Raw genomic sequence first — 22,494 nt, forward strand, 5'->3', positions numbered from 1 at the left:
CGTCTCACGCTACATCTTGCGCAGGCGCGGCTCGGCGGAATCCTTGGCACCGGTGATGCGATAGACGTCGAACACGCCGTCAATCTTGCGCACCGAAGCCAGCAGTCGACTCAAATGCTGCGGATCGGCCATTTCGAAGGAGAACTGGCTGGTGGCGACGCGATCCGTGCCGGTGGAGACCGAGCCGGAGATGATGTTCACGCCGTGGTCGGAGAGCACGCGGGTCACGTCGGAAAGCAGATGCGGACGGTCAAGCGCCTCGACCTGGATTCTGACCATGAACGAGCCCTTGGTGCTGGTCCACTGCACTTCGATGACACGCTCGGGCTGGTGCTTCTCCAAGTCCAGCATGTTCTGGCAGTCGGCGCGGTGCACCGAAACGCCCTGATTACGCGTGATGAAGCCGACGATTTCATCGCCGGGCACCGGCGTGCAACAGCGGGCCAGCTTGACCCACACATCGCCGACGTCCTTGACGGCCACGCCAGAGGAGCTGGTCTTGGACTTGCCCTGCTCGAACTGACGCAGCGGCAGGGCTTCCTGCTCGACTTCCTCGCTGATTTCGTCCGAGCCGGCGTCCTTGACCAAGTGGGCGATGGCGTTCTGCGTCGAGATCTGGCCGTCGCCTATCGCGGCGAATACGGCATCGGCATTGTCGAGATTGAGATCGTCCGCTATGCCGATGAGCGCGCCGGGCGTGAGCATCGAGGCGACAGGAAGCCCGCGCTTGCGCATGGCGCGAATCAGCTCGTCGCGGCCCTCTTCGATGGCCTCGGAGCGGCGCTCCTTGCTGAACCACTGGCGTATCTTGTTGCGCGCCTTTGGGCTTTTCGTGAAGCTCAGCCAGTCGCGCGACGGTCCGGCGTTATCTGATTTCGAGGTGAGAATCTCAACCGTGTCGCCGTTCTCCAGCACGGTGTCCAACGGCACTAGACGGCCGTTGACGCGCGCGCCCATCGTGCGATGGCCGACCTCGGTGTGCACGGCGTAGGCGAAGTCGATCGGCGTGGCGCGGGCCGGCAGCGAGATGATCTTGCCTTTCGGCGTGAATACGTAGACTTCGGCCGAGCCCAGGTCCTCTTTGAGCGAGCCGAGGAACTCGTCGGAATCCGGCGTTTCGCTCGTCCAGTCGGCGAGCTGCTGAATCCATTTGAGGTTATCGGCCTCGCTCAGCTCCTGATGGTCGCTGTCCTCGCGCTGGCGATCGGCCTTGCCCGGCGTGCTCAGCGGCCGGCCGGCCTGGCCGTTCTCCTTGTAGCGCCAGTGGGCGGCGATGCCGAATTCGGCGCGCCGATGCATGTCCCACGTGCGAATCTGAATCTCGACCGGTTTGCCGCCCGGTCCGACGACCGTGGTGTGCAGGCTCTGGTACATGTTGAGCTTGGGCATCGCGATGTAGTCCTTGAAGCGGCCGGGCACCGGGCTCCACCGCGCATGCACCGCGCCAAGGGCCGCATAGCAGTCCTGAATCGTGTCGACGATGATGCGCACGCCCATCAGATCGTAGATGTTGGAGAAATCGTGGCCGCGCACGATCATCTTCTGGTAGATCGAGAAATAATCCTTCGGCCGCCCGCTGACCGCCGCCGTGATGTGCTGCGATGCGAGATCCTCGTTGATCTCGGCCAGAATCTGCTTGAGATACACATCGCGCTGACCGGCACGGCGGGCCACGAGCACGACGATTTCGTTGTAGATCTTCGGGTAGAGGACCTTGAAGCTCAGCTCCTCAAGCTCGGTTTTGATGGCGTTCATGCCCAGCCGGTTGGCCAGCGGCGCATAGACGTCAATCGTCTCGCGGGCCTTCTTCTGCGCGCTTGCCTGCTTGACGTAGCGCCAGGTGCGGGCGTTATGGACGCGATCGGCCAGCTTGACCACCAGCACGCGCACATCACGGCTCATGGCCACGACCATCTTGCGAATCGTTTCAGCCTGCGCCGAATCGCCGTAGTCCATTTTCGTCAGCTTGGTGACCCCATCGACCAGGCCGGTGACCGTATCGCCGAATTCGGCGCGGCACTGCTCCAGGCTGTAGTCGGTGTCCTCAACCGTGTCGTGCAGCAGGCCCGCCGCCACGACGATGGGCCCCATGCCCAGGTCGGCGAGAATCTGGGAGACCGCCAGCGGGTGAATGATGTAAGGCTCGCCGGACTTGCGGCGCTGCGAGGAGTGCTGCTTGACCGCCCGTCGGTAGGCCCGCTCGAGTATCTCCATATCCCCGTCGGGATGATGGTATGAGCACACTCGCACGATTGGGGCGAGCGGATCGAGCGGATCGCCGCTGATCTCACAACCCAGCATACGAGCCGATCCGCTTTCGTTTTCCTTGCCGGACATCGATCCACCTCCCTCGCATTGCTTCCTTATCCTACCTTCGCTTCGAGCGTTTCACTGTCGGCACGCCGCAGCATGGTCTCTCCGGCTGTGATGCCGTCGTACAGCGGCTCGCAGCATCCAGTGTTCACAGCGCCTGACCGGCTGAAACGTCAATCACGACGAGATGCCGGTCGAGCCGAAGCCGCGCTGCGCCCGATCGGAGCCGGGCAACGTTTCGGCTTCGACGAAACGCGCCTCAACATACCGCTGGATGACGAGCTGCGCGATGCGATCGCCCGCGTGGAACACCGCAGTATGCTCCGCATCAAGGTTGATGATCGGCACCTTGATCTCCCCCCGGTAGCCGGCGTCAATCGTTCCTGGCGCGTTGAGCACCGTGACGCCCTGTTTGGCCGCAAGACCCGAGCGCGGGTGCACCAGGCCGACATAGCCGGCAGGCAGCGCGATGGCGACGCCTGTGGGCACCAAGGCCCGTTGGAAGGGCTTGAGCGAGAAATCCTCAGTGGTCTTCAAATCTGCGCCGGCATCCCCCGCAATCGCATAGGACAATGTCACCGGTTGCGACGGGTCGATGGAGCGCACCAGCACCTCGACCTGCTCCGGCTCGTTGTATGCCTCGTCGTAGGCCATCAGGCAGCACACTCCTTGCAGACCGGCTGACCATCCTCGTCCATATAAGCCAGCTGGCTGCGGTGCTTCACCAGGAAGCACTGCGAGCAGACGAACTCGTCGCCCTGCATGGGAATGACCGTGACCGAGGCATCCTCGTTGCTCAAGTCCGCCCCAGGCAGCTCATAATCCTCGGCGATGGCGTTTTCGTCGTCGTCGATCTCATTGGAGGAATTCTGCGAACCCTTGCCGAGCTCCTGCAGCGATTCCTCGTCCTCGTCCTTGTTGCGAGGGGAATCATAATCCTGAGCCATCGCAATCCTTTCATCCGTGACGTCGTATTATGCGCCATAGAATACATGACGTTTACCCCGCATAGGATACACGATTCGAAAAGCTCGTAAAATACGACACGTGGGGCACAATGGAAATAAGTAATACGATAGACGAGAAACAATGAGGAAAGCGGTGCGCAATGCCGGAGAAGCCACTCACGCAGGCAAGTTTCGTCACGGTGAGCCCGTCGGGCGATCTTGTCTTTTCGGCTGACGGCTCACAATTCGCTCTCGAGGTGAATGACACGCTGGAACGCGCGATCCTCGAGGCCAAGCAGATCAAGTCCGAATCCCTTGACATTCAGCAGCCTTCGAGCGGTCAGAGCCTGCCGATTTCGCAGATTCAGACGCTGATTCGCGCCGGTGCCGAACCCGCGCATGTGGCTCAGCGATACGGGCTGAGCCCTGCGCTGGTCAGGCGTTTCTCGGCTTCGGTGCAGACCGAGAAGCAGTACGCCATCGAACAGTTCCTCATCGTCCCCGCGCCGAAGGAAAGCCGCGTGCACACCATGGCCGAACTCATCGAGCGCACGCTGGCCACCGCGCGCATCGGCATGGAATCGCTGAAATGGACTGCGACACGCCGGGGACTTGAGCCGTGGCGAATTACGGCCGCATTCGATTCGGCGGGTCGCCATCTGCGCGCCGAATGGACGTGGAATATGCATGACAACGCGGTCACCTGCCTCAATCCGACTGCGACACGACTGCTGGGGGGCTTTAATCCCCATGATCGCGATGCGGATGATACGGCTGCGAATACGGACGGCGAGCTTGACGACGCGTTCTCCATCGTGCTGGGGATACCGGGTGATTCGATTCGCTCGGCGCGCATCGAACGGGCAGTATCCGCGTGGGGGGCGGGCGAAGGCGAGGCGCAGCCGCAGAACAGGCCACAGGATGGGTCGCGGGATATGCTGCGAGGTTCCGCACATTCGGCAAAGTCTGCCTCAGGCGGCGCTAAGGGTTCGTCGGCACCGGCTGGGCATCCTGCTGCCGACGAACGCGACACGCGGGGTTTTCCGGGAACAGTCGTTCCTAGGAAGCAGGCCAGCGCCGACGGGCGCGTCGATGCGAGCGCGTCGGCATCGGCTGACGCTTCGGCGCTGAACCTTCTGCCACTGGATGTCAGCCCGCGCAATGCCGCGTCGGCTGGTTCCGCTGCCTCGGATGCAGGCATCGATGCCGACACAGCCACGTCGCACGCCGAAGACTCTGCTGCCGTCGCTGCTGATTCCGTCGCTTCCGCTGCTTCTGCCGAAGAGCATGGTACTGCCTCCGGCAACGGCACGGATGATGCTGCTACGCAATCAGGGCGCAAGACGTCGAAGGAATCGAAGTCCGACGCGGCAAAGCCGTCAAAGCGCAAGTCCCGGCGCTCGGCGGTGCCCAGCTGGGATGAGATTCTCTTCGGCGACTGAAGACAGCTCGGCTGACTCTCAGGTACATGTACTGGTACTTCGTCGCCTTTTGCACGCTAACTCATGGCTGACGTACGAAACGCAACGCAATAGGGCCTTCATATGTAACATTTCATATGTCAGCATCGTCGTAGCGTATGAAACGCAACGCATGGGTGGTGCGGCATTGGCTAATCGGCTAATTAGCTATCAGCGTGGCTTCTGCAAGCCGTCAGCTGACACTAGTCAGATGACGTCGATCAGGCAGGGCACATCCATCTCCATCATGGTCTGCGAGCCGTGCACGCTCGGCAGCCGCGTGGCCTTGTCGGTTTGGGTGCTCGAGTCCACGAGGGTCATATTGCCTGAGGACTGCGCCACCACATCGCCAATCATCGGCTCGACACGCGAATTGACCGGCCCGAACAGGCCCTCCGCTATGGCTTGGTCGCGTGTACGTATCAAGGCGCGGGACCCAAGATAATCCCGCCAACGCCCGGCAATCTCATCGGCCGTGCAACCCTGCTCGGCATACAGCATCACGGCCCGCGGCTCCCCGCCGACCAGCGCCACGCCGTCGCTGAGCTGCGGTGTCAACGCGATGTCGATGCGCTCCTCGGGCAGCGCGGAAACCATGCCGTGGTCAGCCACGATCACGATAAGCGTGCCGCGCGGGGCGTTGCGATGCAGCATGCCCAGCTGCGCGTCGACGCTTTCGAGGGCTGCTATCCATTCCGGCGAATTCCAGCCATACGCATGCCCCACCTTGTCGGTATCACGGAGATACAGATACGTCAGACCCGGATTCCGCGCCGCTTGGCATGCCGCCCTGACCCTGTCCTCTGGCTTCGTGTTACCGACGTATCGCGCGCCGCGCAGCGCCGCCTGAGTCAGCGGTGAATCAGCGAACTTGGGTAGCCCCGAGCTGGTTACTGGCACATCCTGCTCGGCCAAGCGCTCGAAAACCGTGGGCTGGCGCTGCAAGTCATGCGGCGCAATCGCCTGCCTGAACTGGATGAGCTGCGACAGCTCCCCCGTCTGTGGATTGCGCTGCGTGTAGCCTGCCATGCCCGTAAGTCCTGGGCAGGTGCCAGTGCCGAAGGTGGCCATCGCAGCCACCGTAGTGCTCGGCGCGCAGGTCGAAATGGGCCGCTGGTTCGCGCAATCACGCAGCAGCGAGCGCAGGTAGGGCACATGCCCGATGCGCAGATTGAGATTCCAGAATCCCAAGCCGTCCACAAGCACGATGATGGCCGAACGTGCGTCGGGAATGCCAAGCGCACCTTGCAATGCAGCGGGATTCTTATGCACAGCGGTGGTTATCGGGTGGCCGATGGCACTGGACAGCGCTGGAAGCACGGATGACAGATGCCTTGCGCCGCCCCGCTGCACGGTGATATCGGCAGGATTGTTGCCCGAGTCACTTGCACTTGCAGCGCCATCGAAGTCCCCATACTGCGCCGTCGGCACAAATCCCAGCAACGTCTTGCGATCCGGCACTTCAACACTCATACGCACCATTCAAGCACCGCAGCACGAAAATGGCTTGGAATCGAGCGAAATCGCATTATCGCATTCGTATCTCCGCATGTCTCCACCCGAATTTCGCGCTGCCAAACAAGACTGCCGAACAAGCCCGATAAACAGGACTGCTGCAACCGGAAACGCTGTTGGCCGACCGTTTGGGATATCATGGGGCGGTTCACACTCAATCGCACTCGACAGGCAAGGGAGTTCCGGCATGGCACGTGCTCGCAAATCGGCTCAGGCGGCCTTCGACCCGCGCACGGTCAAGGAGCATATCGTCGAGACGCCGCTGAACGAGGAGATGAGCAAGTCCTACCTCGAATACGCGTACTCGGTGATTTACGCGCGCGCGCTGCCGGATGCCCGCGACGGGTTGAAGCCGGTGCAGCGGCGCATTATCTACCAGATGGGCCAGATGAATCTCACGCCCGACCGCGCCTATATGAAGTCAGCGCGCGTGGTCGGCGAGGTGATGGGCAAACTGCACCCGCACGGCGATTCGGCCATTTACGAGGCTATGGTGCGTCTGGCGCAGCCTTTCGCGATGCGATTGCCACTGGTCGACGGCCACGGCAACTTCGGCTCGCTTGATGACGGCCCTGCGGCCTCCCGATACACCGAGGCGCGGCTGGCTCCGGCAGCGCTGGGGATGAACGCCAGCATCGACGAGGATACCGTCGATTTCGCGCCGAACTACGACAACAAACTGCGCGAGCCATCCGTGCTGCCCAGCGCTATCCCGAATCTGCTGGTCAACGGAGCGTCGGGCATCGCAGTGGGCATGGCGACGAATATGGCCACGCACAACCTCGGCGAAGTGGTGGCCGCAGCCAAGCATCTCATGCATCATCCCGACGCCACGCTTGAGGATCTCATGCGCTTCGTGCCTGGGCCCGACTGGCCCGGCGGCGGCATCGTCATCGGCCGCGACGGCATCCGCGAGGCCTACGCGACCGGCCGTGGCACGCTGACGACTCGCGCGGCCACGCACTTGGAAAACGTAACGGCTCGCAAACGGGCGATTGTCGTCACGGAGCTGCCCTTCATGGTCGGCCCGGAGCGGGTGCTCGAACGCATCTCCGAAAGCGTGAAGAACCACAAGCTCGAAGGCATTTCCGGCGCGATCGACCTGACCGACCGGCATAACGGCACCCGGCTCGTCATCGAGGTCAAAACCGGCTTCGACCCCAACGCCGTGCTCGCGCAGCTGTTCAAGTTCACCCCGCTGCAGGACAATTTCTCGATCAACAACGTCGCGCTGGTCGACGGACGCCCGCATACGATGGGCCTGAAAGAGATGCTTGAGGTGTGGGTCGGGCATCGGCGTGCCGTCATCCGCCGCCGCAGCGAATACCGCCGCAGGAAGGCGCAGGAGCGGCTGCACTTGGTCGAAGGCCTGCTGCTGGCCATGATCGATATCGACGAGGTCATTCAGGTCATCCGCACTTCCGAAGACGCCGAGAGCGCCAAGACGCGGCTGATGGCCGTGTTCGACCTCGACGAGATTCAGGCCCAGTACATCCTCGACCTGCGCTTGCGCAGACTGACGCGCATGAGCCGCATCGAGCTCGAATCCGAGCGCGATGACTTGAAGCGCAGCATCGAGGAATTGGAACGCATTCTGGCGTCGAGCGAGGCGCTCGATCGGGTCATCACCGACGAAATGGACGAGGCTGTGGCGTCCTGGGGCACGCCGCGCCGCACGGTGCTGCTTGATGAAGGGCCTTCCGGCGATCTGGCCCCAGTGAGCGCCGAAGGCGACGAAACGCTGTCTGCCTCGGCGCTTGCGGCCATGCATGCCGCTTCGTCGGTGTCCTCGGCGGCCGCCGGTGTCGAAGCGGCCGCCGCCGCGCGCAAGGCCGGGAACGCCGATGAGGCAGCTTCGGCGCTGCAGCTGGACGACGAGCCATGCACGGTGCTGATGAGCGCCTCAGGGCTGATCGCCCGCAGCACGCCGAGCGCCTTGGACATCTGGCAGACGCATTCCGCTTCGGACGGCCGCGCAGCCGACGACCAGATCGTTACCGTCTTCCCCACCACGACGCTGGCCTCCTATGGTCTCATTACTTCGGCTGGGCGGCTGGTGCTCGCACAGGTGGCCGACTTGCCCGCCCTGCCAGCCTCGGTCACGTTGTCGCTCAGCGGCGCGGTCAAGGCCGACGAGCTGCTGACGCAGACCGAAAGCACGGACCCGGTTGCCGGCGAGCACGTCGTCACCGCCGTATCGTTAGGAGGCGCTGAGCCGCCGCTGGCCATCGGCACTGCTGCCGGCGTTGTCAAGCGCTGGAATCGGGAGTCACCTACGACCATGGATTCGTGGAGCGTCATCGATCTCAAAGACGGCGACCGCGTGCTGTTCGCCGCGCCCGCAGCCGATGACGACCGGCTGGTATTCATCTCCTCGGATTCCTCGCTGCTCACCTTCGCCGGTTCAGTCGTGCGCCCGCAAGGCCGTTCGGCGGGCGGCATGGCCGGCATTAAACTTGCCGAGGGCTGCCGGGCGCAGGCGTTCAACGTGGTGCAGGCCGGCAAGGTCGCCTGGACCTACGAAGAGGGCGAAAACGGCCTGTTCTCCGCCTCCGGAGCCGTGGTGCTCACCGTGGCCGGGGACTCTGACGCGCTTGAGGGCACAGAGAACGGTGCTGCGAAGGTCACTCCGCTCGAAATGTACCCGATGAAGGGCCGCGGCACCGGCGGCGTGCGTTCCCAGCGCTTCCTCAAAGGCCAGAACACCCTGATCGCCGCATGGGTCGACTCCTATCCGCTGCGCGCCAGCACGGTTTCCGGCTCGCCCATCGACCTGCCGAAGCCCGACATGCGTCGCGATGCGTCAGGCGTGGATCTCGATGCGCCGATCGGGTTTGTGGCGTGAGATTGCGCGGTTGCGCGGGTTTTAGGGCTTGCATGTATGCGCCTGCTGTTTATGGGCAGGGAGAGGACTCGCTCTTCCGCCTCAGGAGAATTGCGCCTCATTGTATGCTTGAGCTATCGAATGCGAAGGAGGTGTTGTTATGACTGTGTTGACTTTTGATGATGTGAAGTATGCGAAGGCTGAGGCTGAGGCGCGGCGTCGCGGTGTTGATTTGCGTGCGAAGCTAAGTCGCGAGGTTGATGCTTACGCCTATGACGCTGATGTGCGCGAAAGCGATTCGGCGGAGGGCGATGAGATTGTGGGCGTGTGGCATACGCCTGACGATGTGCATAGGTATTTCGCTGAGAAACTCCGAAAGGCCGGGCGAGATGTTTGATGTCCGGTATTCGACTGATTTCGATGGCGATGTCGATAGGCTGATAGTCAAGCATCCGGCACTTGTCGAGGACTTGGACATGATCATCGCTGACGAACTAGTGCCTGAGGGCGCGGTGAGCGATTCGTATGAGCCTCATGTGCTTGACAATCGTGGCGGGCATTACAACGGTTGCATGGAGTTTCATCTTGCGGATGACGTGCTGGTGTTGTTTTCGCCGCCCTATCCGAAACGCTCGTTGACGATGCGCCGTATCTGCACGCATGCCGAACTGTCATCAGGCATGTTTGGGCGAGAATGGCCCGACGATTAGCCAAAAATGCAACCGGCCTGAATTCGAACTGAGTACATGCGGCAATGCAGCTCCTATGCTCATGTTCATGATTGCTTGATTGCTTTGAATTGACTTTCGAGTTTTGTTGAAATCAGCAGGACCATAGCGGCTGCGGCGGCGAGTACCGCGCCGATCCAAAGTGTGCCTTGCGCGTTGGTGCCGCCCGAGCCGAGGGGGATGCCGCACAGCCATGCTCCGCTGGCGTTGCCGACGTTCAGCGCGGCGATGTTCATCGAGGAGCCGATTGTGGGGGCGTCCTTCGCGTGGTTCATGAGCCGCAGCTGCAGTCCGGGCGCGGTGGCGTATCCAAGCACGCCCCATAGCACCAGCGCTACGAGAGATATCCAGAGCATTTGCCCAAGAGCTGCGAACAGCGCCAGCACGACGGCGAGACCGACGATGAAGGTGAGCAGTGAGCCGTCCAGCGAGCGGTCGGCGGCCCGTCCGCCGACCATGTTGCCGATGAAGGTTCCTATGCCGTAGGCCACCAGCAGCGCTGGCAATAGCGTGGAGCGGAAGCCGGCCACTCCGGTGAGGATGTACGAGACGTAGGTGTACGGGCCGATCAGCGCGGCGAAGGTGAGTACGCTGAGGGCCACGGAGGCCCATAGGCTCGGGCGGTGCAGGGCGGCGAGATGCCCGCGCAGGTCGGTCTCGCCCCCTGCCGGTGTCTTGTCCACCAACAGCCATGTGCTGAGCAGGACGAGGAATCCGATGCCGGTCAGCACCCAGAAGATGGTGTTCCATCCCCAGCGCTGCCCCAGGAACGCGCCGAAGGGCGTGCCGATCACGTTCGAGACGGTCAGTCCGGCGAACATCAGGGAGATGGCACCCGCCCGTCTGTTCTCGCTGACCATGTCGGCGGCCACAACCGAGCCGACCGAGAAGTAGGCGCCGTGGCACAGGGCGGCGATGATTCGCCCGATCATGAGCACCGGGAAGCTCGGGGCCAGGGCGCACACCAGGTTCCCGACGATGAACAGCCCTACCAGACCCACCAGCACATTCTTGCGATCGATTCTTCGGACCGCCAGCGTGAGGAACACAGCACCCAAGGCCACTGCAATGGCATATGCAGAAACCAGCGTCCCCGCGGTGTCCGCCCCGACGGAGAACCTTCGGGCTATCTCGGGCAATATGCCCATCACCGACAGCTCGGTCAGCCCGATGCCGAATCCTCCCAAGGCCAGCGCCCACAGTCCCAATGGCCGTTCCGACTGTTTTGCATTTTCCATGCTTCCCATCTCCTGATATGTGACATTGCAAATCGTATCTTTATATTTGAATATTACAATATAACTATATACAGATATTCGATGTTGCTACGCAGTGTCACAAACAAAGGCATCGAAATCCAGACAATACATTTCAGCCGCAGGCTAGCAATTTGCTCTTGCCCACCTTGCCAAATAGACTTATAGAAATATTCCGATTAATCCGTGTTGTTATGAGGCGAAACGACTATGAGTCAGACTGGCATACGTGGGAACGCAGCATCAAGGGGCCGCACGCCGGATTCTCTCATACCTGCGCTGAAGGCCATCGCCAACCCCGTGCGTTTGCAGATTCTCGTGTGGCTCAAAGAGCCCCGGGCCAATTTTCCGATGGACAACGTCATTGCAGACCCGGACGAATACGGAATCTGCGTCACGCAAATCCAAACCAAAACAGGACTCGCCCAGCCAACCGTTTCAAACCACATGTCGGTGCTCGAACGAGCAGGCCTGGTGATTTCGACACGGGTGCGGCAATGGACGCATTATCGTCGCAACGAAGCCAACTTGGCGAAGCTGGTTAGCGAACTCGGCAACACCATCGGAGAATAACCGATATACCATGCTCTTCTTCAAGCAAGATGTGGTCGTTTGCATCTTCGCATCGTATTTACCGCATATGTGAAATGGTCACCTCAATGAGGTAGCCATTTCACACTGGCAAGAATGAAGATTCACTTACAACAGCACTTGACGAAGTGATGCCCGCGCCTAACTCATCGATACAAGGTCATGCCTTGGGGAGCGGGGACGAATCCGATGGCACGCAGCAGACGGGTGTAGCGGCTTGTGGAGGTTAAAGGATCGCCATTGACATCGGCGATGACAATGCCGCCGTGATGGTTGCGTTGCAGCGCTGGAATGAGTTGACGCAGTGCGGCGATGAGAATGGCGTCGTTGTTCGAGAAGACCAGGAGATGCCGCTGAGACATGTAGAGCACTGCCTCGCCTCGCACCATGACGACGCTGCTGCCTTCGCGGCGCGAAGGCTTGCGGCCGCCTTCCGACAGGGTCTGCGGCCATGGGACGGCTCCCCCGGCGAGATTCGCCGGGTCGAGTGCATCTAGAGCCACGGCTTGCAGCGCGGCTTTATCTTGCTGGCTTCCGAAGGATTGCGATGCTTGAGGATCTCTCGGCTCGGACTGGAGTTGCGTTGATTCGGCATGCTGTTGCACTGCCTGCGGTTCGTTGTCTCGCTGCGCGTCAAGCTCGCGCTGTTGGGCGCGCAGGGCGTCCACGGTCTGGCGTTCGGCGAATTGGACGCCGGACAGGCCGGTGACGAACATGCCGCGCACGAGTTTGCCGGCTTCCTCCATCGCTTTGAGCACCGGATAGATGCCCGCGAAACCGCCCGGAATCGATTCTCGGTCGATTACCGGCTGCGCGATGACTCCGTACCGTTCCAGCAACGCCTCCACACGGGCTACGGCTATGCGTTCGAAGCCTTCATGATTCTGGCTTCCGAAAGATTCATTACCATAGCTTTGATTATCGGAATCCCGCGGCACTAATGACCACAATCCGCTGAGCGCCGGCGGCACCGTGACACGCACTCGCGCCCGGGAGCTCCAACCATGGCGGCGAGGCACGGCACGCCGAGCGGAACGAGGGGCGCTCAGTGCTCGAACGGGGGCGAATGAGCTGTTCGTCACTGCGCCGGACCATACCAGATTCCATAGTGACTCTTGGAACTCGCTTTCCGTCCACGGGGCGGAAAGCTCGCCAGTCGACTCGTTCACCATCAACGATGTAACACTACTATTGGTCATCACTTGTTCAGCGGTTTCGGTACACAACGCTGCCAATCGATGAATCGGATAGGCACCGCCCGATTCCAGCGTCTGCATGATCGCGTCATCAGGCATAATGCGTGATGTTGCTGGACTTGTTGATTCGACATTGTCACGCGTTTGCACGATATCGACGGCAGCAGCCACAAGTAGCGGAGAATCGGCGAGATGCCAGGCGATTTGACCGGCTTCGCCGTGCGCGGGACTGCCTGAGCCAACCCAGACGATATCGCCGCTGGAAAGCAGCTCGTCGAGCATGGATGGCTGGTAATCGCGGATACGTGCCAGGAATATCGCGGATTCCCACAGCGACGCTGGCAATGACAGCCCTTCCATCTGTTCGATAACGCGCAGAAGGCCGTCAACACCTTCGAAAGACATGCCTTCGAATGCTCTGTTATCGGCGCTATGAGCACCAACGGCCGCATGACCAGTAGGGTCAGTTCCCTCGCTCGCAGCAGCGCCCACGCTCATTACTCCCTGCCGACGAATCAGATACGACTGATAAGCCGCACTGCTGACAGGTTTGATGGCGGCTCGCGCTTTGGCGAGCGAACGGTTGCGGATGCGCCGGAACACGTCGCGATGCAGATACTGTGCAACGCCAGCAACACCAGTCCCCTCCCCCGTAAAATGTCCGCTCAGCAGGTCACCTCGGGCAGCCAAGGCATCCAGTTCACGCACCACGCTGACGGCGTCAAATCCCAGCGCCGCAATCGCTTCATCAGCGGTGAATGGCCCGTGCGTTTTGGCGTAACGCGTGACCCGCCCGGTCACGTCGTCGCTTGCCAGCTCGTTCCAGAAATGGGTCTGCGCCAGTTCTTCTTCGACGTCGTGGGTGGTCTGCTCGTCAAGCACCTCCGCAATGCGATTACCGCCTATCAGGCGTTCGAGCACTTCCGGATCCATCGACAGCAGCGAGGCGGCGCGCTCGGCTTGCGGCACGTCGTACTGGTACATGACCGAGCCGACGAAGCCGAACAGCAGATTGCCTGCCAGCGGCGAGGGCGTTTCGGTGTACACATCATGCAGCTGCATGTCGCCGCTGTCCAGCGCAGTCATGATGCGGCGTAGCGCTGGCAGGTCGTAGACGTCTTGCAGGCATTCGCGCGCAGTTTCCAAAATCAGTGGGAAGTTGCGCTGCGTTCTGGCGGCTTGCAAGAGCTGAGCGGAGCGCAGGCGCTGCTGCCAGAGCGGCACGCGCTTGCCGGGCTTGGTACGCGGCAGATACAACGACCGCGCCGCACACTCGCGGAATCGCGCGGAAAAGAGCACCGATTCACCAACCTGATTCTCGACGTCACGCTGCAGCTCGTCCGGGTCGAACAGGAATATCTGGTCCGCAGGAATATCAGCATCAGTCTGGGGTATGCGCACCACGATGCCGTCATCGGCTGCATAGCACTGCCCGTCGAAGCCGTAGCGTGCCTTGAGCCGGTTGGCAACGACCATCGACCACGGTTCATGCACCCGCCTGCCGAAGGGCGAATGCAGGATGACGCGCCAATCGCCTTCCTCATCTTCGCAGCGCTCGACCACGAGCTGCTGATCATTGGCAACCGCATCGGTCGCGGCGACCTGTTCGCTGAGCAGGCCGGCCAGATTCGCGCAGGCATTATTGTCAAGCCCGTCATCGTGCAATCGACGCGTAATAGGCTCGTTGAATCGTGCGCTTTCGCCGTCGTGCGCTGATATCAGCCCTTGCGTCACTTCGCGGATGAAGCGGCCCTTGGATGTGCCGAAGCCGACATCGTGCCCGTTGCCTTCTCCATGCCAGAACGGCAGCCGCGCGGTGCGGCCGGGGGCCGGGTTGACGATGACGCGGTCATTGGTAATCTCCTTGATCTGCCATGTGGAGGTTCCCAAAGTAATCACGTCGCCGACCCGCGATTCGTAGACCATCTCCTCGTCAAGCTCGCCCACCCGACGCGGCCCTGGCCCCGCCTGCGCTTCGGGCAGAACGACTGTGTACATGCCGCGATCGGGGATGGTGCCGCCCGAAGTGACGGCCAGACGTTGTGCGCCAGGGCGCGCCGAGATGACATTGCTCTCATGGTTCCATTGCAGTGGCGGGCGGAACGCCGAGAAATCCTCGCTGTCGTAGTTGCCGGTGAGCATGCCGAGCACGGCGTCGAACATATCGCGCTCGAGCGTGGCGAATGGCGCTGCCCGGCGCACGGTCGCATACCAGTCGTCGGGTTTGAGATCATCCATTGCGGCCGCAGCGACAGTCTGCTGGGCGAGGATATCCAAGGGGCTGCAAATAACGCTCAGCGGCTCGATATCGCCTTTGGTCATGCTTTCGATGCATGCCGCGGAGCCGATGAGCTGCTCGCGAGTCAAGGGGTAGAACAGGGCGTGCGAGACGCCACCCACACGATGGTCGGCGCGGCCGACACGCTGCAGTCCTGATGACACCGAAAGCGGCGGCGCGATCTGTATCACCAGATCGACCGAACCCATATCGATGCCGAGTTCCAAGCTGCTCGTGGCGACGACGCAGCGCAGCCGGCCGTGCTTGAGGTCTTCCTCGATCCGTTTGCGCCGGTCTTTGGAGACCGACCCATGATGGGCCATGGCGATGGTCGTGTCACCGTCATGGGATTCGACGAGGTTTGTCGAGGAGCCGACCGCCGAATCATAATGGGCTGCGGAACCGTAGTCATGCCGCGATGATGATTGGACTTGGGAACCAGCACCGCCAAGGCTTTCGGCGTAAAGGTCGTTAAGCTTGGCGGTGAGACGCTCCGCCAGCCCGCGCGAATTGACGAAAACCAGCGTGGTGTGGTGCCGCAGAATCTCATCGAGCACATCGCGTTCGATGGCAGGCCAAATCGACCCCGAGAAATCCTTGTCAGTGCCGCTAGGGAGCTGCCCAAGATGAGATGAACTACCGCGGGCAGACTTCTTCGCTACGATCTCCGAGCGTTCAGCGAGGCGCTGCATGGCAGGGCTCACCCCGCTGATGTGCCCGCGCGTCCCAGAACTGGCCGATGCCACGGCTTTCGACGTATGGATATCGCGCATGTCAGCCAGCGGCTCCACGACGCGCAGATCCATGGCTGGCCGCTCTTTCGGCTCGATAATAGCAACGTCGCGACCGCCGCCGACGAACCGCGCTGCCTCCGCGGCCGGGCGCACGGTGGCGGACAGCCCCACGCGCTGCGCTGGGGCAGCCGTAAGCAGGTCAAGTCGTTCCAAGCTCAGCGCTAGATGAGCGCCACGCTTCGAACCGGCCAAGGCATGTACCTCGTCAAGAATCACCGTCTCGACAGTGGACAGGATGCTGCGGGCCTTCGAAGTAAGCAGCAGGAAGAGCGATTCGGGCGTTGTGACGAGGATATCCGGCGGATGCGTGGCGATTGACCGGCGCTCCTTCGGCGTCGTATCGCCGCTGCGGATGGCTACGCGAATATCGGGTGGCGTGACGCCCTCGCTGCGGCATTCCTCGGCGATTCCCGCCAGTGGCGCATTGAGGTTGCGCGCCACATCGACAGCGAGCGCCTTGAGCGGAGAGATATAAAGCACGCGAACACCACGTTTGACGCGGCCTTTCTCAAGCTTTGTCTGGCTAGCCGAGGCAGCATGGTTTGTGACAGTCTGCGCTGTGTTATTGGACTGGGCTGTGTCTTTAGGCTGCACCGTGTCATTGGACTGCATCGTGCCATTAGACTGCGCGGTCTCGTCTGCAAGCTGTCGTGCGTCATCGCCCATACTCTCATGAACATCACCATGCGTCATTAGCCGGTCAATGGCCGACAGAAACGCCGTCAACGTCTTGCCGGACCCGGTAGGCGCAATCACCAGCACATTGCCGCCCGCGCTGATCACCGGCCATGCTTGCTGCTGCACCGAAGTCGGCTCGCGGAATGCATGCTCGAACCACGCCCGGGTCGGCGTCGAGAACAGGTTCAAGCATTCGTACATATGTTCGATTATGGCAGAGTGTGGCGACTGCGAGCCAACCATGCGACACGCCTTGAGCTACCACGCACAGCGGTCGAATCAGCAATCAACTCGACCGTTTGACAGACCGTAAACGGAAGTTCCCATGCTATATTTACGAGCTTTTCTCGTTTTGTCGTCCATAGAAGGGACACGCAGCATTGGTTTAGGTCGCAAAAGGAAAATCAAGCGAATCCTGGCAAATCCTCTACAACAAAACATGAAGAGCCAGAATACTGTCATGCCAGAATTATTTGGTATCAAAAAGAGGGGGTCAGATATGCACCCACCCGACCCCCTCTTGACGATTCGCTTAGCGCCACCAGACCTGCGCATGATAGCTGTTTGAAGTGCCGCTGTCAGCATAGGCACCGCTGTACTGCGTGGTCCAGCCGGTGCTGGCGGAGCGCGAGCCGTGCTGGGCGTACGAGCGACCTTGGTTGCCGTTGTTCGTCCAAGTCTGGGCCTGCGCATAGTCGCGTCCTGCATGCAGCGCATAGTTCACGGAGGCACTTGCAGACGGGGCTGCGAATGCCATTGCAGCCACGGCCACGGCCACTCCCACTCCCACTCCGATTTTCGCCGTAAGGCCCGTGCTCTTCTTTGTGATGCTCATGGGATTTCCCCTTTGCCTGAGTTTTGCCAGCCGGTTGGCTGACAGAACCCATAATACTTACTGACCGACCAGTCAGTCAAATAATATGGCATTTTGGATATCACTGTTTCTTATAGCGGTCTATCGAATCGTCGCGTTCGTTATAACCCGCCAGCAAGGAGAACATGAAATCGAGAGCCTGCAGAAGCTCGCTCATGTCTCGCCAGCGACGGCGAATGATAGAGCTGTACATGGTCTGCATGGCCTGTCTGGCAATCGCGGAGCCGATGTCATTCTTCCTCTTGATGAACTTCTCCGTTTGTATGGCAAGCTTCTGCTCCCATTCGAGCTGATGATAAGCATCGTTCTGGATGTCCTCGTCGTGCAGCATGAGACCCGCGCGTATTCTTGCGTCCTTGTAATACAGTTCGGCGATCGCCGTCAGCATGCTTCGCCATTGCTCGAAGTCCTGGCATTCAGTCACAGCCTCGGACAGCCTCTCATTGGCCCATTCTATGAGGTTCTGCCTGAGAGCATCCTTCGACTGGAAATGAAACAGCACCGTGCCCTTGACTATGCCGAGGCGGTCGGCAACCGCCTGCAGAGTGGCTTTGGAATATCCGCATGCCTCGAATTCTTGTGCAGCGGCCTCCAAGATCGCTTCACGGGTTCTCTGTCTACGTTCCGCCCTTTTCATTGACATCCTCACCTTTAATATTGACCAAGGAGTCAGTATATCCTATGAATGCACACTCTCATGACCGCCCGTCTTCAGCGGGTCCGCATCGCCTCGGGCTGTCACGGAAAGCGCAGTGTGGCTTCAAAGCGGCCCGTCTCGGGCCGGGCGATCGAGAGCCGTGCTTTCATGGCCTGGGCGCAGGATTGGACGATGGACAGACCCAGGCCATGCCCGGGCCTGCCGGACAGGCGGGTGGCGTCGCCTCTATGGAAGGGCTGCAGCAGATCGTCCGTGTCCTTGCCCTCCGTGCATGGGGCCGTGGTATTGGCGATGGCGAAGGAAGTGCCACCGTCATCGACGCGCATGATACAAGTTATAGTGCCTTGGTCGATGTTGTGGACGATGGCGTTGCGCAGCAGGTTGTCGAGCGCTATGCGAAGATAGCGGGGATCCGCCTGCACCACGCAGCCGTGCGCCCCGTCGGCCGCCTTTTGTCCGATGTCGAGCCCGGTCTGGTCGATTTGCAAGTGGGATGCCGTGATGGCGACGACATGCTCGCTAATCACGTTTTGTGTCAGCGCGGCGAGGTCGACCGGTTGCAGGCGCGCACCGGGTTCGGATTGTATGTGGGAGAGCTCAAGCAGGCTGGCGATGAGCTCTGCGCTTTTGCGATTCGCGTCGATAGCGTGCTGAATGGTGGGCCGCACATCCTGGGGGAATCGACCCTGCGCCATGAGCGCTTCCAAACTGGCGCCGATCGTGGTGGTCGGAGTCTTCAGCTCGTGGCCGGCGTTGCGGATGAAGGATCGCTGTCGGTCGTTGGCCTGCTCGATCCGGTCGAGCATGTCGTTGAGGGTATCGGCCAGCCCTTGGGTCTCGGCGTCTGGATTGGACAACGCTATGCGCGCGGACGGGTGCTCGGGGTCGAGTTGCTGGGCCTGGCGGCTGATGGAGTCAAGTCTGGCAGACAGTCTGGCGGACAGCCGCCAAATCACCAGAACCGCCAGCAGTGCGAATACCGCGAATATGATGATCGAGCCATAGCGCATCCACTGCACGACCCCGTCCCTGACAGTCGTAATCATACCGGTGGTGACGGCCGGCGCATCTGGCACGCTCCCGGCCGATGGGGCGGCTCCGTCAACGCAGCTGGCGCCGACGCACGATTCGGAGCGCTGGCGGGGCTGGACGCCCTGCGTGCCCTCGCCGGATGCGGCCAAATCGTCCGCGCGAGTTTGCGTTCCGGCAGACATGGTGTCCGCCTGATGCTGGAAGGCCCAGTCAAGGGCCAGATTCTGCACGAGGATAATCGCAATCAGCATGGCGAGGAAGGCGACACCCACGCCAAGGGCGAGCCTGATGCGGAAACTGGCGGGTTTCCGCGTCCGGCGGCTGCTGTGCTTGCCGGTGGCGCTCATGGTATGCGGTATCCTTCCCCGCGTGAAGATGCGATGAGTGAGGAATCGGGCAGTCTGCGGCGCAGCGAATATATCGTGGTCTTCACCACGTCGGGCTGCTCGCGCGCCTCAGCCGGCCAAAGGGATTCAAGCAGCTCGTTGGTGCCGACCCAGCCGCCGTCGGCTCGCAGGAGCTCTTCGAGTACTCCATATTCGCGGGGCGCGAGATCAAGGGGCCGGCTGTCTGCATACGCCAGGCGGCGCACGGTATCCACGGCCAAGCGGCCGTGGATGAGCAGGGTGGGCGCGTCCGCGTCGCCTCTGCGCAGCAGGGCGCGGATGCGGGCAAGCAGCTCGGGATAGGCGAAGGGCTTGGGCAGGTAGTCGTCGGCCCCCAGATCCAGGCCCTGCACGCGGTCGTCGATGCCGCCGGCGGCGGTCAGCATCAGCGTCCTGACGGGAACGTGCAGTCGGTCCACGGCGCGCATGACCTCGTCGCCCGAAAGCACTGGAAGGTCCCGGTCAAGCAGCATCACGTCGAAGCTTTCGCGCGACAAGGCGTCAAGCGCCTCGACGCCGGTGCCCGCCATCGCCGTCGCGTAGCCCTCATGCCTCAGGCAATCATCCAGCACGGGCGACAGATCGGCGTCATCCTCGACAATCAGAATCCTCGCCATGCGCACTCCCTCCGCTATGAACTATATAAAAAACGACTCTTCTATTCTGCACGCTCCGGGTGTGCTTTAGGTGAGGGCGACACGCACCTAGCACTCACCAAGCCTCTGCTGTGATGGAAGTCGCCGGTCACACGGCCAGCCGAACCCCAGGGAGGACTCCATGCGAACCACACGGACCACACAACTGACCGCAATCATGCTGCTGGCCGCCATTACGATGCCGCTGGTAGCTTGCGGCGAGAACAACAGCGGCGGCATCGCGCAAACACAAGTTCCGTCCAGCCAGACGCAAGGCAGCGAACTACCGGAGGGCAGCACGGCTGGCAATGCGCCGAAGCCCGGCAAAGGCGCAGGCAAGGAAGCCGCCGAACAGTACCGCGACTGCCTGAACGAGAACGGGGTGCCCGCCGACATCGTGGACGGCGACCGAGTCGTCTTCCGCGTCGAAGACCCCCACTCGGGATCGGCCGGTTCGGATGCGAAGGACACGGACCGGGACGTTGCGATAGGCCAATGCCAGACGCAGGTCCCCGACTACCACGACCCCGACTTCAACAGCAAATAAACGAACATCGCAGAGGTAAGCATCATGATGAATACGATTACAGGCAACAGCTGCGTGAAACGGCTGACAGCGCTGGCAGCATCTCTGGGGCTGCTCGCCGCGCTGACGGCATGCTCCATGCCTTGGAGCGCGAGCGGCAGCGAGGACGGCAATCCCTCCGGAGAGCGGATTGCATCGAGCATGAACGCGTTGTTCGACCAGTATCTGGCCAAGAAGACGCTCAGCCCGTTCGAACGCGAGGTGCTGCACCGCGCCAAAGGCACCGGCAAGATCAGCGCCGAGGACTACGAGACCGCCCACAGCAAGCAGATGGCCTGCGAGAAGGAGCACGGGTTCGCCGAACGCACTCACAAGCTCCCCAACGGCCTGTACCAATACCTAGGAGCCGAACCGATGCCCTCCTCGCAAGCGGAGGTCGACAAATATATGCAGATCTCGGACCAGTGCTCCCAAGGCGTGAGCAAGATCATCGAATCCCTGTACGCGATACAGCAGGGCAATCCCGATCTGCTCGCCGATTCGAACGAGGCCGCTGTGGCATGCCTGAAGAAAAGCGGCCTGGTAAGCAAGGAATGGACCGGCAAAAGACTCGCGAACGCACTGCAAGGCGACGATATCAAACGCAATCTCCCCTTTGACACATCCAGCGACGCGGCCCAGGCATGTTTCGCAGGAGCCGGTCTGGCAGTCGCTATCAGCTAGCGGAAAGGAACTCATGATGCAGGCGAGAATCGCTATTCCCATGACGCTGACAACGCTGAGCGCCTTGGCGGCTGGCGTGCTCAGCGCGGCGTTGCTGGCTCCCATGCCCACGCCAGCCGGCTTGGAACCGGCCGTTGCGGCGGACACGGCGACAGCCGGACGGCAGTCGTTCGCGGACGAGCGCACGGTCGACATATCATTCGAGACAAGCCCGGAGCAGTCACTGACCACGCATGCTTCCGGCACGGTGAGCGAGGACCTGTGCTCGCCCGGACGCCAGATGGACTCGGGAAGCAGACTGCTGAGCGTGAACGGCAGCCCGGTCATCACCCTGCACACCGGTACGCCCCTGTACCGGCAGCTCGGCGAGGGCGATGCCGGCCCCGACGTGCTGGCCCTGCAGCAGGAGCTCATGCGGCTCGGCTACGCCTCGGAAGGCAACGGCGCCTACGGGCGACTGACCGCAGCAGGCGTCAGCCAGTTGCTCGCCAACGCCGGAGTGGCCAAGCCGGATGGCAGGATAAGGCCCGAGAACACCGTCTGGATCTCGCAAACGTCCATCACGCCGACCCAGTGCACGGCCGGTCTGAACGCCACGCTGTCCGACGGCGGCGAGGTGATGAAGACCGGCGGGCAACTGACCGCCGCCACATTCCCCGTGCCCTCCGGCCTGAGCGCGGGCAAACGCACGCTCACCCTGTTCGGAGCGAGCATCGCCCTGGACAAGATCGAAGGGCGCGTCGGCGACCAGACGTTCCTGAATAAGATCCAGTCCAGCGACGGGTACAAGGCCGCCATCGCCGACCAAGGCGGCAAGAAGCCCACAGCCTCGCTCGCGCTCGACCAGCCAATCAACGCAATCAAAGTGCCGCCCTCGGCCATCACCGGCCAATCCGGAGACAAGGCCTGCGTCTCAGCGGACGGCAAGCACGCTACGCCGGTCACGATTATCGGATCCGGCCTAGGAGCTACGCTCATCCAACCCGACAACGCCAAAGCGACCATCAGCACAATCAAGCTCGGACACAGCCTCGACCGCCTCCAATGCCCAATCGATGGCGCAAGGAAGTGAGCCGCGCA

At 61.6% G+C, this 22,494-nt stretch carries 18 protein-coding genes; 8 read left to right on the forward strand and 10 right to left on the reverse strand.

Annotation, left to right across the window (positions count from 1 at the left end; genetic code table 11):
- Positions 1–9: 9 nt before the first annotated feature.
- From DDF78_RS06295 to DDF78_RS06305, 3 genes are all read right to left on the reverse strand, one after another.
- Positions 10–2,337, reverse strand: coding sequence for a RelA/SpoT family protein (locus DDF78_RS06295; RefSeq protein ID WP_152587865.1), 2,328 nt, complete (start codon positions 2,335–2,337; stop codon positions 10–12).
- 153 nt (positions 2,338–2,490) lie between these two features.
- Positions 2,491–2,967: a dUTP diphosphatase gene (gene dut, locus DDF78_RS06300; protein ID WP_152580904.1), complete on the reverse strand. Its 477-nt coding sequence runs from the start codon at positions 2,965–2,967 to the stop codon at positions 2,491–2,493.
- Entirely contained in the window at positions 2,967–3,260 is a 294-nt protein-coding gene (locus DDF78_RS06305; RefSeq protein ID WP_152580905.1) for a DUF4193 domain-containing protein, read from the reverse strand. The genes dut and DDF78_RS06305 overlap by 1 nt, the downstream gene beginning before the upstream one ends.
- A 161-nt stretch (positions 3,261–3,421) precedes the next feature.
- Between DDF78_RS06305 and sepH the strand changes: the two genes are divergently transcribed.
- Positions 3,422–4,702: a septation protein SepH gene (gene sepH, locus DDF78_RS12115; RefSeq protein ID WP_152580906.1), complete on the forward strand. Its 1,281-nt coding sequence runs from the start codon at positions 3,422–3,424 to the stop codon at positions 4,700–4,702.
- Between the two features lie 225 nt (positions 4,703–4,927).
- Here the strand turns inward: sepH and DDF78_RS06315 are convergent, their stop codons facing one another.
- Positions 4,928–6,193, reverse strand: coding sequence for an alkaline phosphatase family protein (locus DDF78_RS06315; protein WP_152580907.1), 1,266 nt, complete (start codon positions 6,191–6,193; stop codon positions 4,928–4,930).
- Between the two features lie 229 nt (positions 6,194–6,422).
- Between DDF78_RS06315 and DDF78_RS06320 the strand changes: the two genes are divergently transcribed.
- The 3 genes from DDF78_RS06320 to DDF78_RS06330 all read left to right on the forward strand — a co-directional run bounded on the left by DDF78_RS06320 (position 6,423) and on the right by DDF78_RS06330 (position 9,769).
- Positions 6,423–9,080 carry a DNA gyrase/topoisomerase IV subunit A gene (locus tag DDF78_RS06320; protein ID WP_152580908.1) on the forward strand — a complete coding sequence of 886 codons (2,658 nt, stop codon included), beginning with the start codon at positions 6,423–6,425 and terminating at the stop codon, positions 9,078–9,080.
- A 139-nt stretch (positions 9,081–9,219) separates the two neighbouring features.
- Positions 9,220–9,456, forward strand: coding sequence for a hypothetical protein (locus tag DDF78_RS06325; RefSeq protein WP_152580909.1), 237 nt, complete (start codon positions 9,220–9,222; stop codon positions 9,454–9,456).
- On the forward strand, positions 9,449–9,769 hold the full coding sequence (locus tag DDF78_RS06330; RefSeq protein WP_152580910.1) for a type II toxin-antitoxin system YafQ family toxin: 321 nt from the start codon (positions 9,449–9,451) through the stop codon (positions 9,767–9,769). The genes DDF78_RS06325 and DDF78_RS06330 overlap by 8 nt, the downstream gene beginning before the upstream one ends.
- A 65-nt stretch (positions 9,770–9,834) precedes the next feature.
- On the opposite strand, the gene DDF78_RS06335 is transcribed toward DDF78_RS06330, so the two are convergent.
- Complete coding sequence (locus tag DDF78_RS06335; RefSeq protein ID WP_152580911.1) at positions 9,835–11,025, reverse strand: MFS transporter; 1,191 nt, start codon at positions 11,023–11,025, stop codon at positions 9,835–9,837.
- Positions 11,026–11,253: 228 nt separating this feature from the next.
- Here DDF78_RS06335 and DDF78_RS06340 point away from each other — a divergent pair, with 228 nt between their 5' ends.
- A complete protein-coding gene (locus tag DDF78_RS06340) occupies positions 11,254–11,616 on the forward strand; it encodes an ArsR/SmtB family transcription factor (protein ID WP_152580912.1) in 363 nt (120 codons plus the stop codon).
- Between the two features lie 164 nt (positions 11,617–11,780).
- Here DDF78_RS06340 and DDF78_RS06345 read toward each other — a convergent pair whose 3' ends face one another.
- From DDF78_RS06345 to DDF78_RS06365, 5 genes are all read right to left on the reverse strand, one after another.
- Complete coding sequence (locus DDF78_RS06345; protein ID WP_152580913.1) at positions 11,781–16,781, reverse strand: DEAD/DEAH box helicase; 5,001 nt, start codon at positions 16,779–16,781, stop codon at positions 11,781–11,783.
- 331 nt (positions 16,782–17,112) lie between these two features.
- Positions 17,113–17,415, reverse strand: coding sequence for a hypothetical protein (locus DDF78_RS06350; protein WP_152580914.1), 303 nt, complete (start codon positions 17,413–17,415; stop codon positions 17,113–17,115).
- 100 nt (positions 17,416–17,515) lie between these two features.
- Entirely contained in the window at positions 17,516–18,091 is a 576-nt protein-coding gene (locus tag DDF78_RS06355; protein WP_162000735.1) for a TetR family transcriptional regulator, read from the reverse strand.
- A gap of 101 nt (positions 18,092–18,192) precedes the next feature.
- Positions 18,193–19,491, reverse strand: a complete 1,299-nt coding sequence (locus DDF78_RS06360; RefSeq protein WP_152580916.1) for a sensor histidine kinase — start codon at positions 19,489–19,491, stop codon at positions 18,193–18,195.
- Positions 19,488–20,147 (reverse strand): response regulator transcription factor, encoded by a 660-nt coding sequence (locus tag DDF78_RS06365; RefSeq protein ID WP_152580917.1) that lies wholly within the window; start codon positions 20,145–20,147, stop codon positions 19,488–19,490. The genes DDF78_RS06360 and DDF78_RS06365 overlap by 4 nt, the downstream gene beginning before the upstream one ends.
- 160 nt (positions 20,148–20,307) lie before the next feature.
- Here DDF78_RS06365 and DDF78_RS06370 point away from each other — a divergent pair, with 160 nt between their 5' ends.
- The 3 genes from DDF78_RS06370 to DDF78_RS06380 are packed head-to-tail and all read left to right on the forward strand — an operon-like array spanning position 20,308 to position 22,486.
- Positions 20,308–20,712 carry a hypothetical protein gene (locus tag DDF78_RS06370; protein ID WP_152580918.1) on the forward strand — a complete coding sequence of 135 codons (405 nt, stop codon included), beginning with the start codon at positions 20,308–20,310 and terminating at the stop codon, positions 20,710–20,712.
- A gap of 24 nt (positions 20,713–20,736) precedes the next feature.
- Entirely contained in the window at positions 20,737–21,414 is a 678-nt protein-coding gene (locus DDF78_RS06375; protein ID WP_152580919.1) for a hypothetical protein, read from the forward strand.
- A 13-nt stretch (positions 21,415–21,427) separates the two neighbouring features.
- Positions 21,428–22,486 (forward strand): peptidoglycan-binding domain-containing protein, encoded by a 1,059-nt coding sequence (locus tag DDF78_RS06380; RefSeq protein WP_237564579.1) that lies wholly within the window; start codon positions 21,428–21,430, stop codon positions 22,484–22,486.
- The last annotated feature ends 8 nt before the right edge of the window (positions 22,487–22,494 follow it).

Origin of the sequence: Bifidobacterium tibiigranuli (assembly GCF_009371885.1) — a bacterium.
Taxonomy (GTDB): domain Bacteria; phylum Actinomycetota; class Actinomycetes; order Actinomycetales; family Bifidobacteriaceae; genus Bifidobacterium; species Bifidobacterium tibiigranuli.

What these genes read in the sequence shown, in the direction of transcription:
- DDF78_RS06295 (WP_152587865.1), bottom strand. Translation starts at nt 2,337, where the DNA reads ATGTCCGGCAAGGAAAACGAAAGCGGATCGGCTCGTATGCTGGGTTGT.
- dut (WP_152580904.1), bottom strand. Translation starts at nt 2,967, where the DNA reads ATGGCCTACGACGAGGCATACAACGAGCCGGAGCAGGTCGAGGTGCTG.
- DDF78_RS06305 (WP_152580905.1), bottom strand. Translation starts at nt 3,260, where the DNA reads ATGGCTCAGGATTATGATTCCCCTCGCAACAAGGACGAGGACGAGGAA.
- sepH (WP_152580906.1), top strand. Translation starts at nt 3,422, where the DNA reads ATGCCGGAGAAGCCACTCACGCAGGCAAGTTTCGTCACGGTGAGCCCG.
- DDF78_RS06315 (WP_152580907.1), bottom strand. Translation starts at nt 6,193, where the DNA reads ATGAGTGTTGAAGTGCCGGATCGCAAGACGTTGCTGGGATTTGTGCCG.
- DDF78_RS06320 (WP_152580908.1), top strand. Translation starts at nt 6,423, where the DNA reads ATGGCACGTGCTCGCAAATCGGCTCAGGCGGCCTTCGACCCGCGCACG.
- DDF78_RS06325 (WP_152580909.1), top strand. Translation starts at nt 9,220, where the DNA reads ATGACTGTGTTGACTTTTGATGATGTGAAGTATGCGAAGGCTGAGGCT.
- DDF78_RS06330 (WP_152580910.1), top strand. Translation starts at nt 9,449, where the DNA reads ATGTTTGATGTCCGGTATTCGACTGATTTCGATGGCGATGTCGATAGG.
- DDF78_RS06335 (WP_152580911.1), bottom strand. Translation starts at nt 11,025, where the DNA reads ATGGAAAATGCAAAACAGTCGGAACGGCCATTGGGACTGTGGGCGCTG.
- DDF78_RS06340 (WP_152580912.1), top strand. Translation starts at nt 11,254, where the DNA reads ATGAGTCAGACTGGCATACGTGGGAACGCAGCATCAAGGGGCCGCACG.
- DDF78_RS06345 (WP_152580913.1), bottom strand. Translation starts at nt 16,781, where the DNA reads ATGTACGAATGCTTGAACCTGTTCTCGACGCCGACCCGGGCGTGGTTC.
- DDF78_RS06350 (WP_152580914.1), bottom strand. Translation starts at nt 17,415, where the DNA reads ATGAGCATCACAAAGAAGAGCACGGGCCTTACGGCGAAAATCGGAGTG.
- DDF78_RS06355 (WP_162000735.1), bottom strand. Translation starts at nt 18,091, where the DNA reads ATGAAAAGGGCGGAACGTAGACAGAGAACCCGTGAAGCGATCTTGGAG.
- DDF78_RS06360 (WP_152580916.1), bottom strand. Translation starts at nt 19,491, where the DNA reads ATGAGCGCCACCGGCAAGCACAGCAGCCGCCGGACGCGGAAACCCGCC.
- DDF78_RS06365 (WP_152580917.1), bottom strand. Translation starts at nt 20,147, where the DNA reads ATGGCGAGGATTCTGATTGTCGAGGATGACGCCGATCTGTCGCCCGTG.
- DDF78_RS06370 (WP_152580918.1), top strand. Translation starts at nt 20,308, where the DNA reads ATGCGAACCACACGGACCACACAACTGACCGCAATCATGCTGCTGGCC.
- DDF78_RS06375 (WP_152580919.1), top strand. Translation starts at nt 20,737, where the DNA reads ATGATGAATACGATTACAGGCAACAGCTGCGTGAAACGGCTGACAGCG.
- DDF78_RS06380 (WP_237564579.1), top strand. Translation starts at nt 21,428, where the DNA reads ATGATGCAGGCGAGAATCGCTATTCCCATGACGCTGACAACGCTGAGC.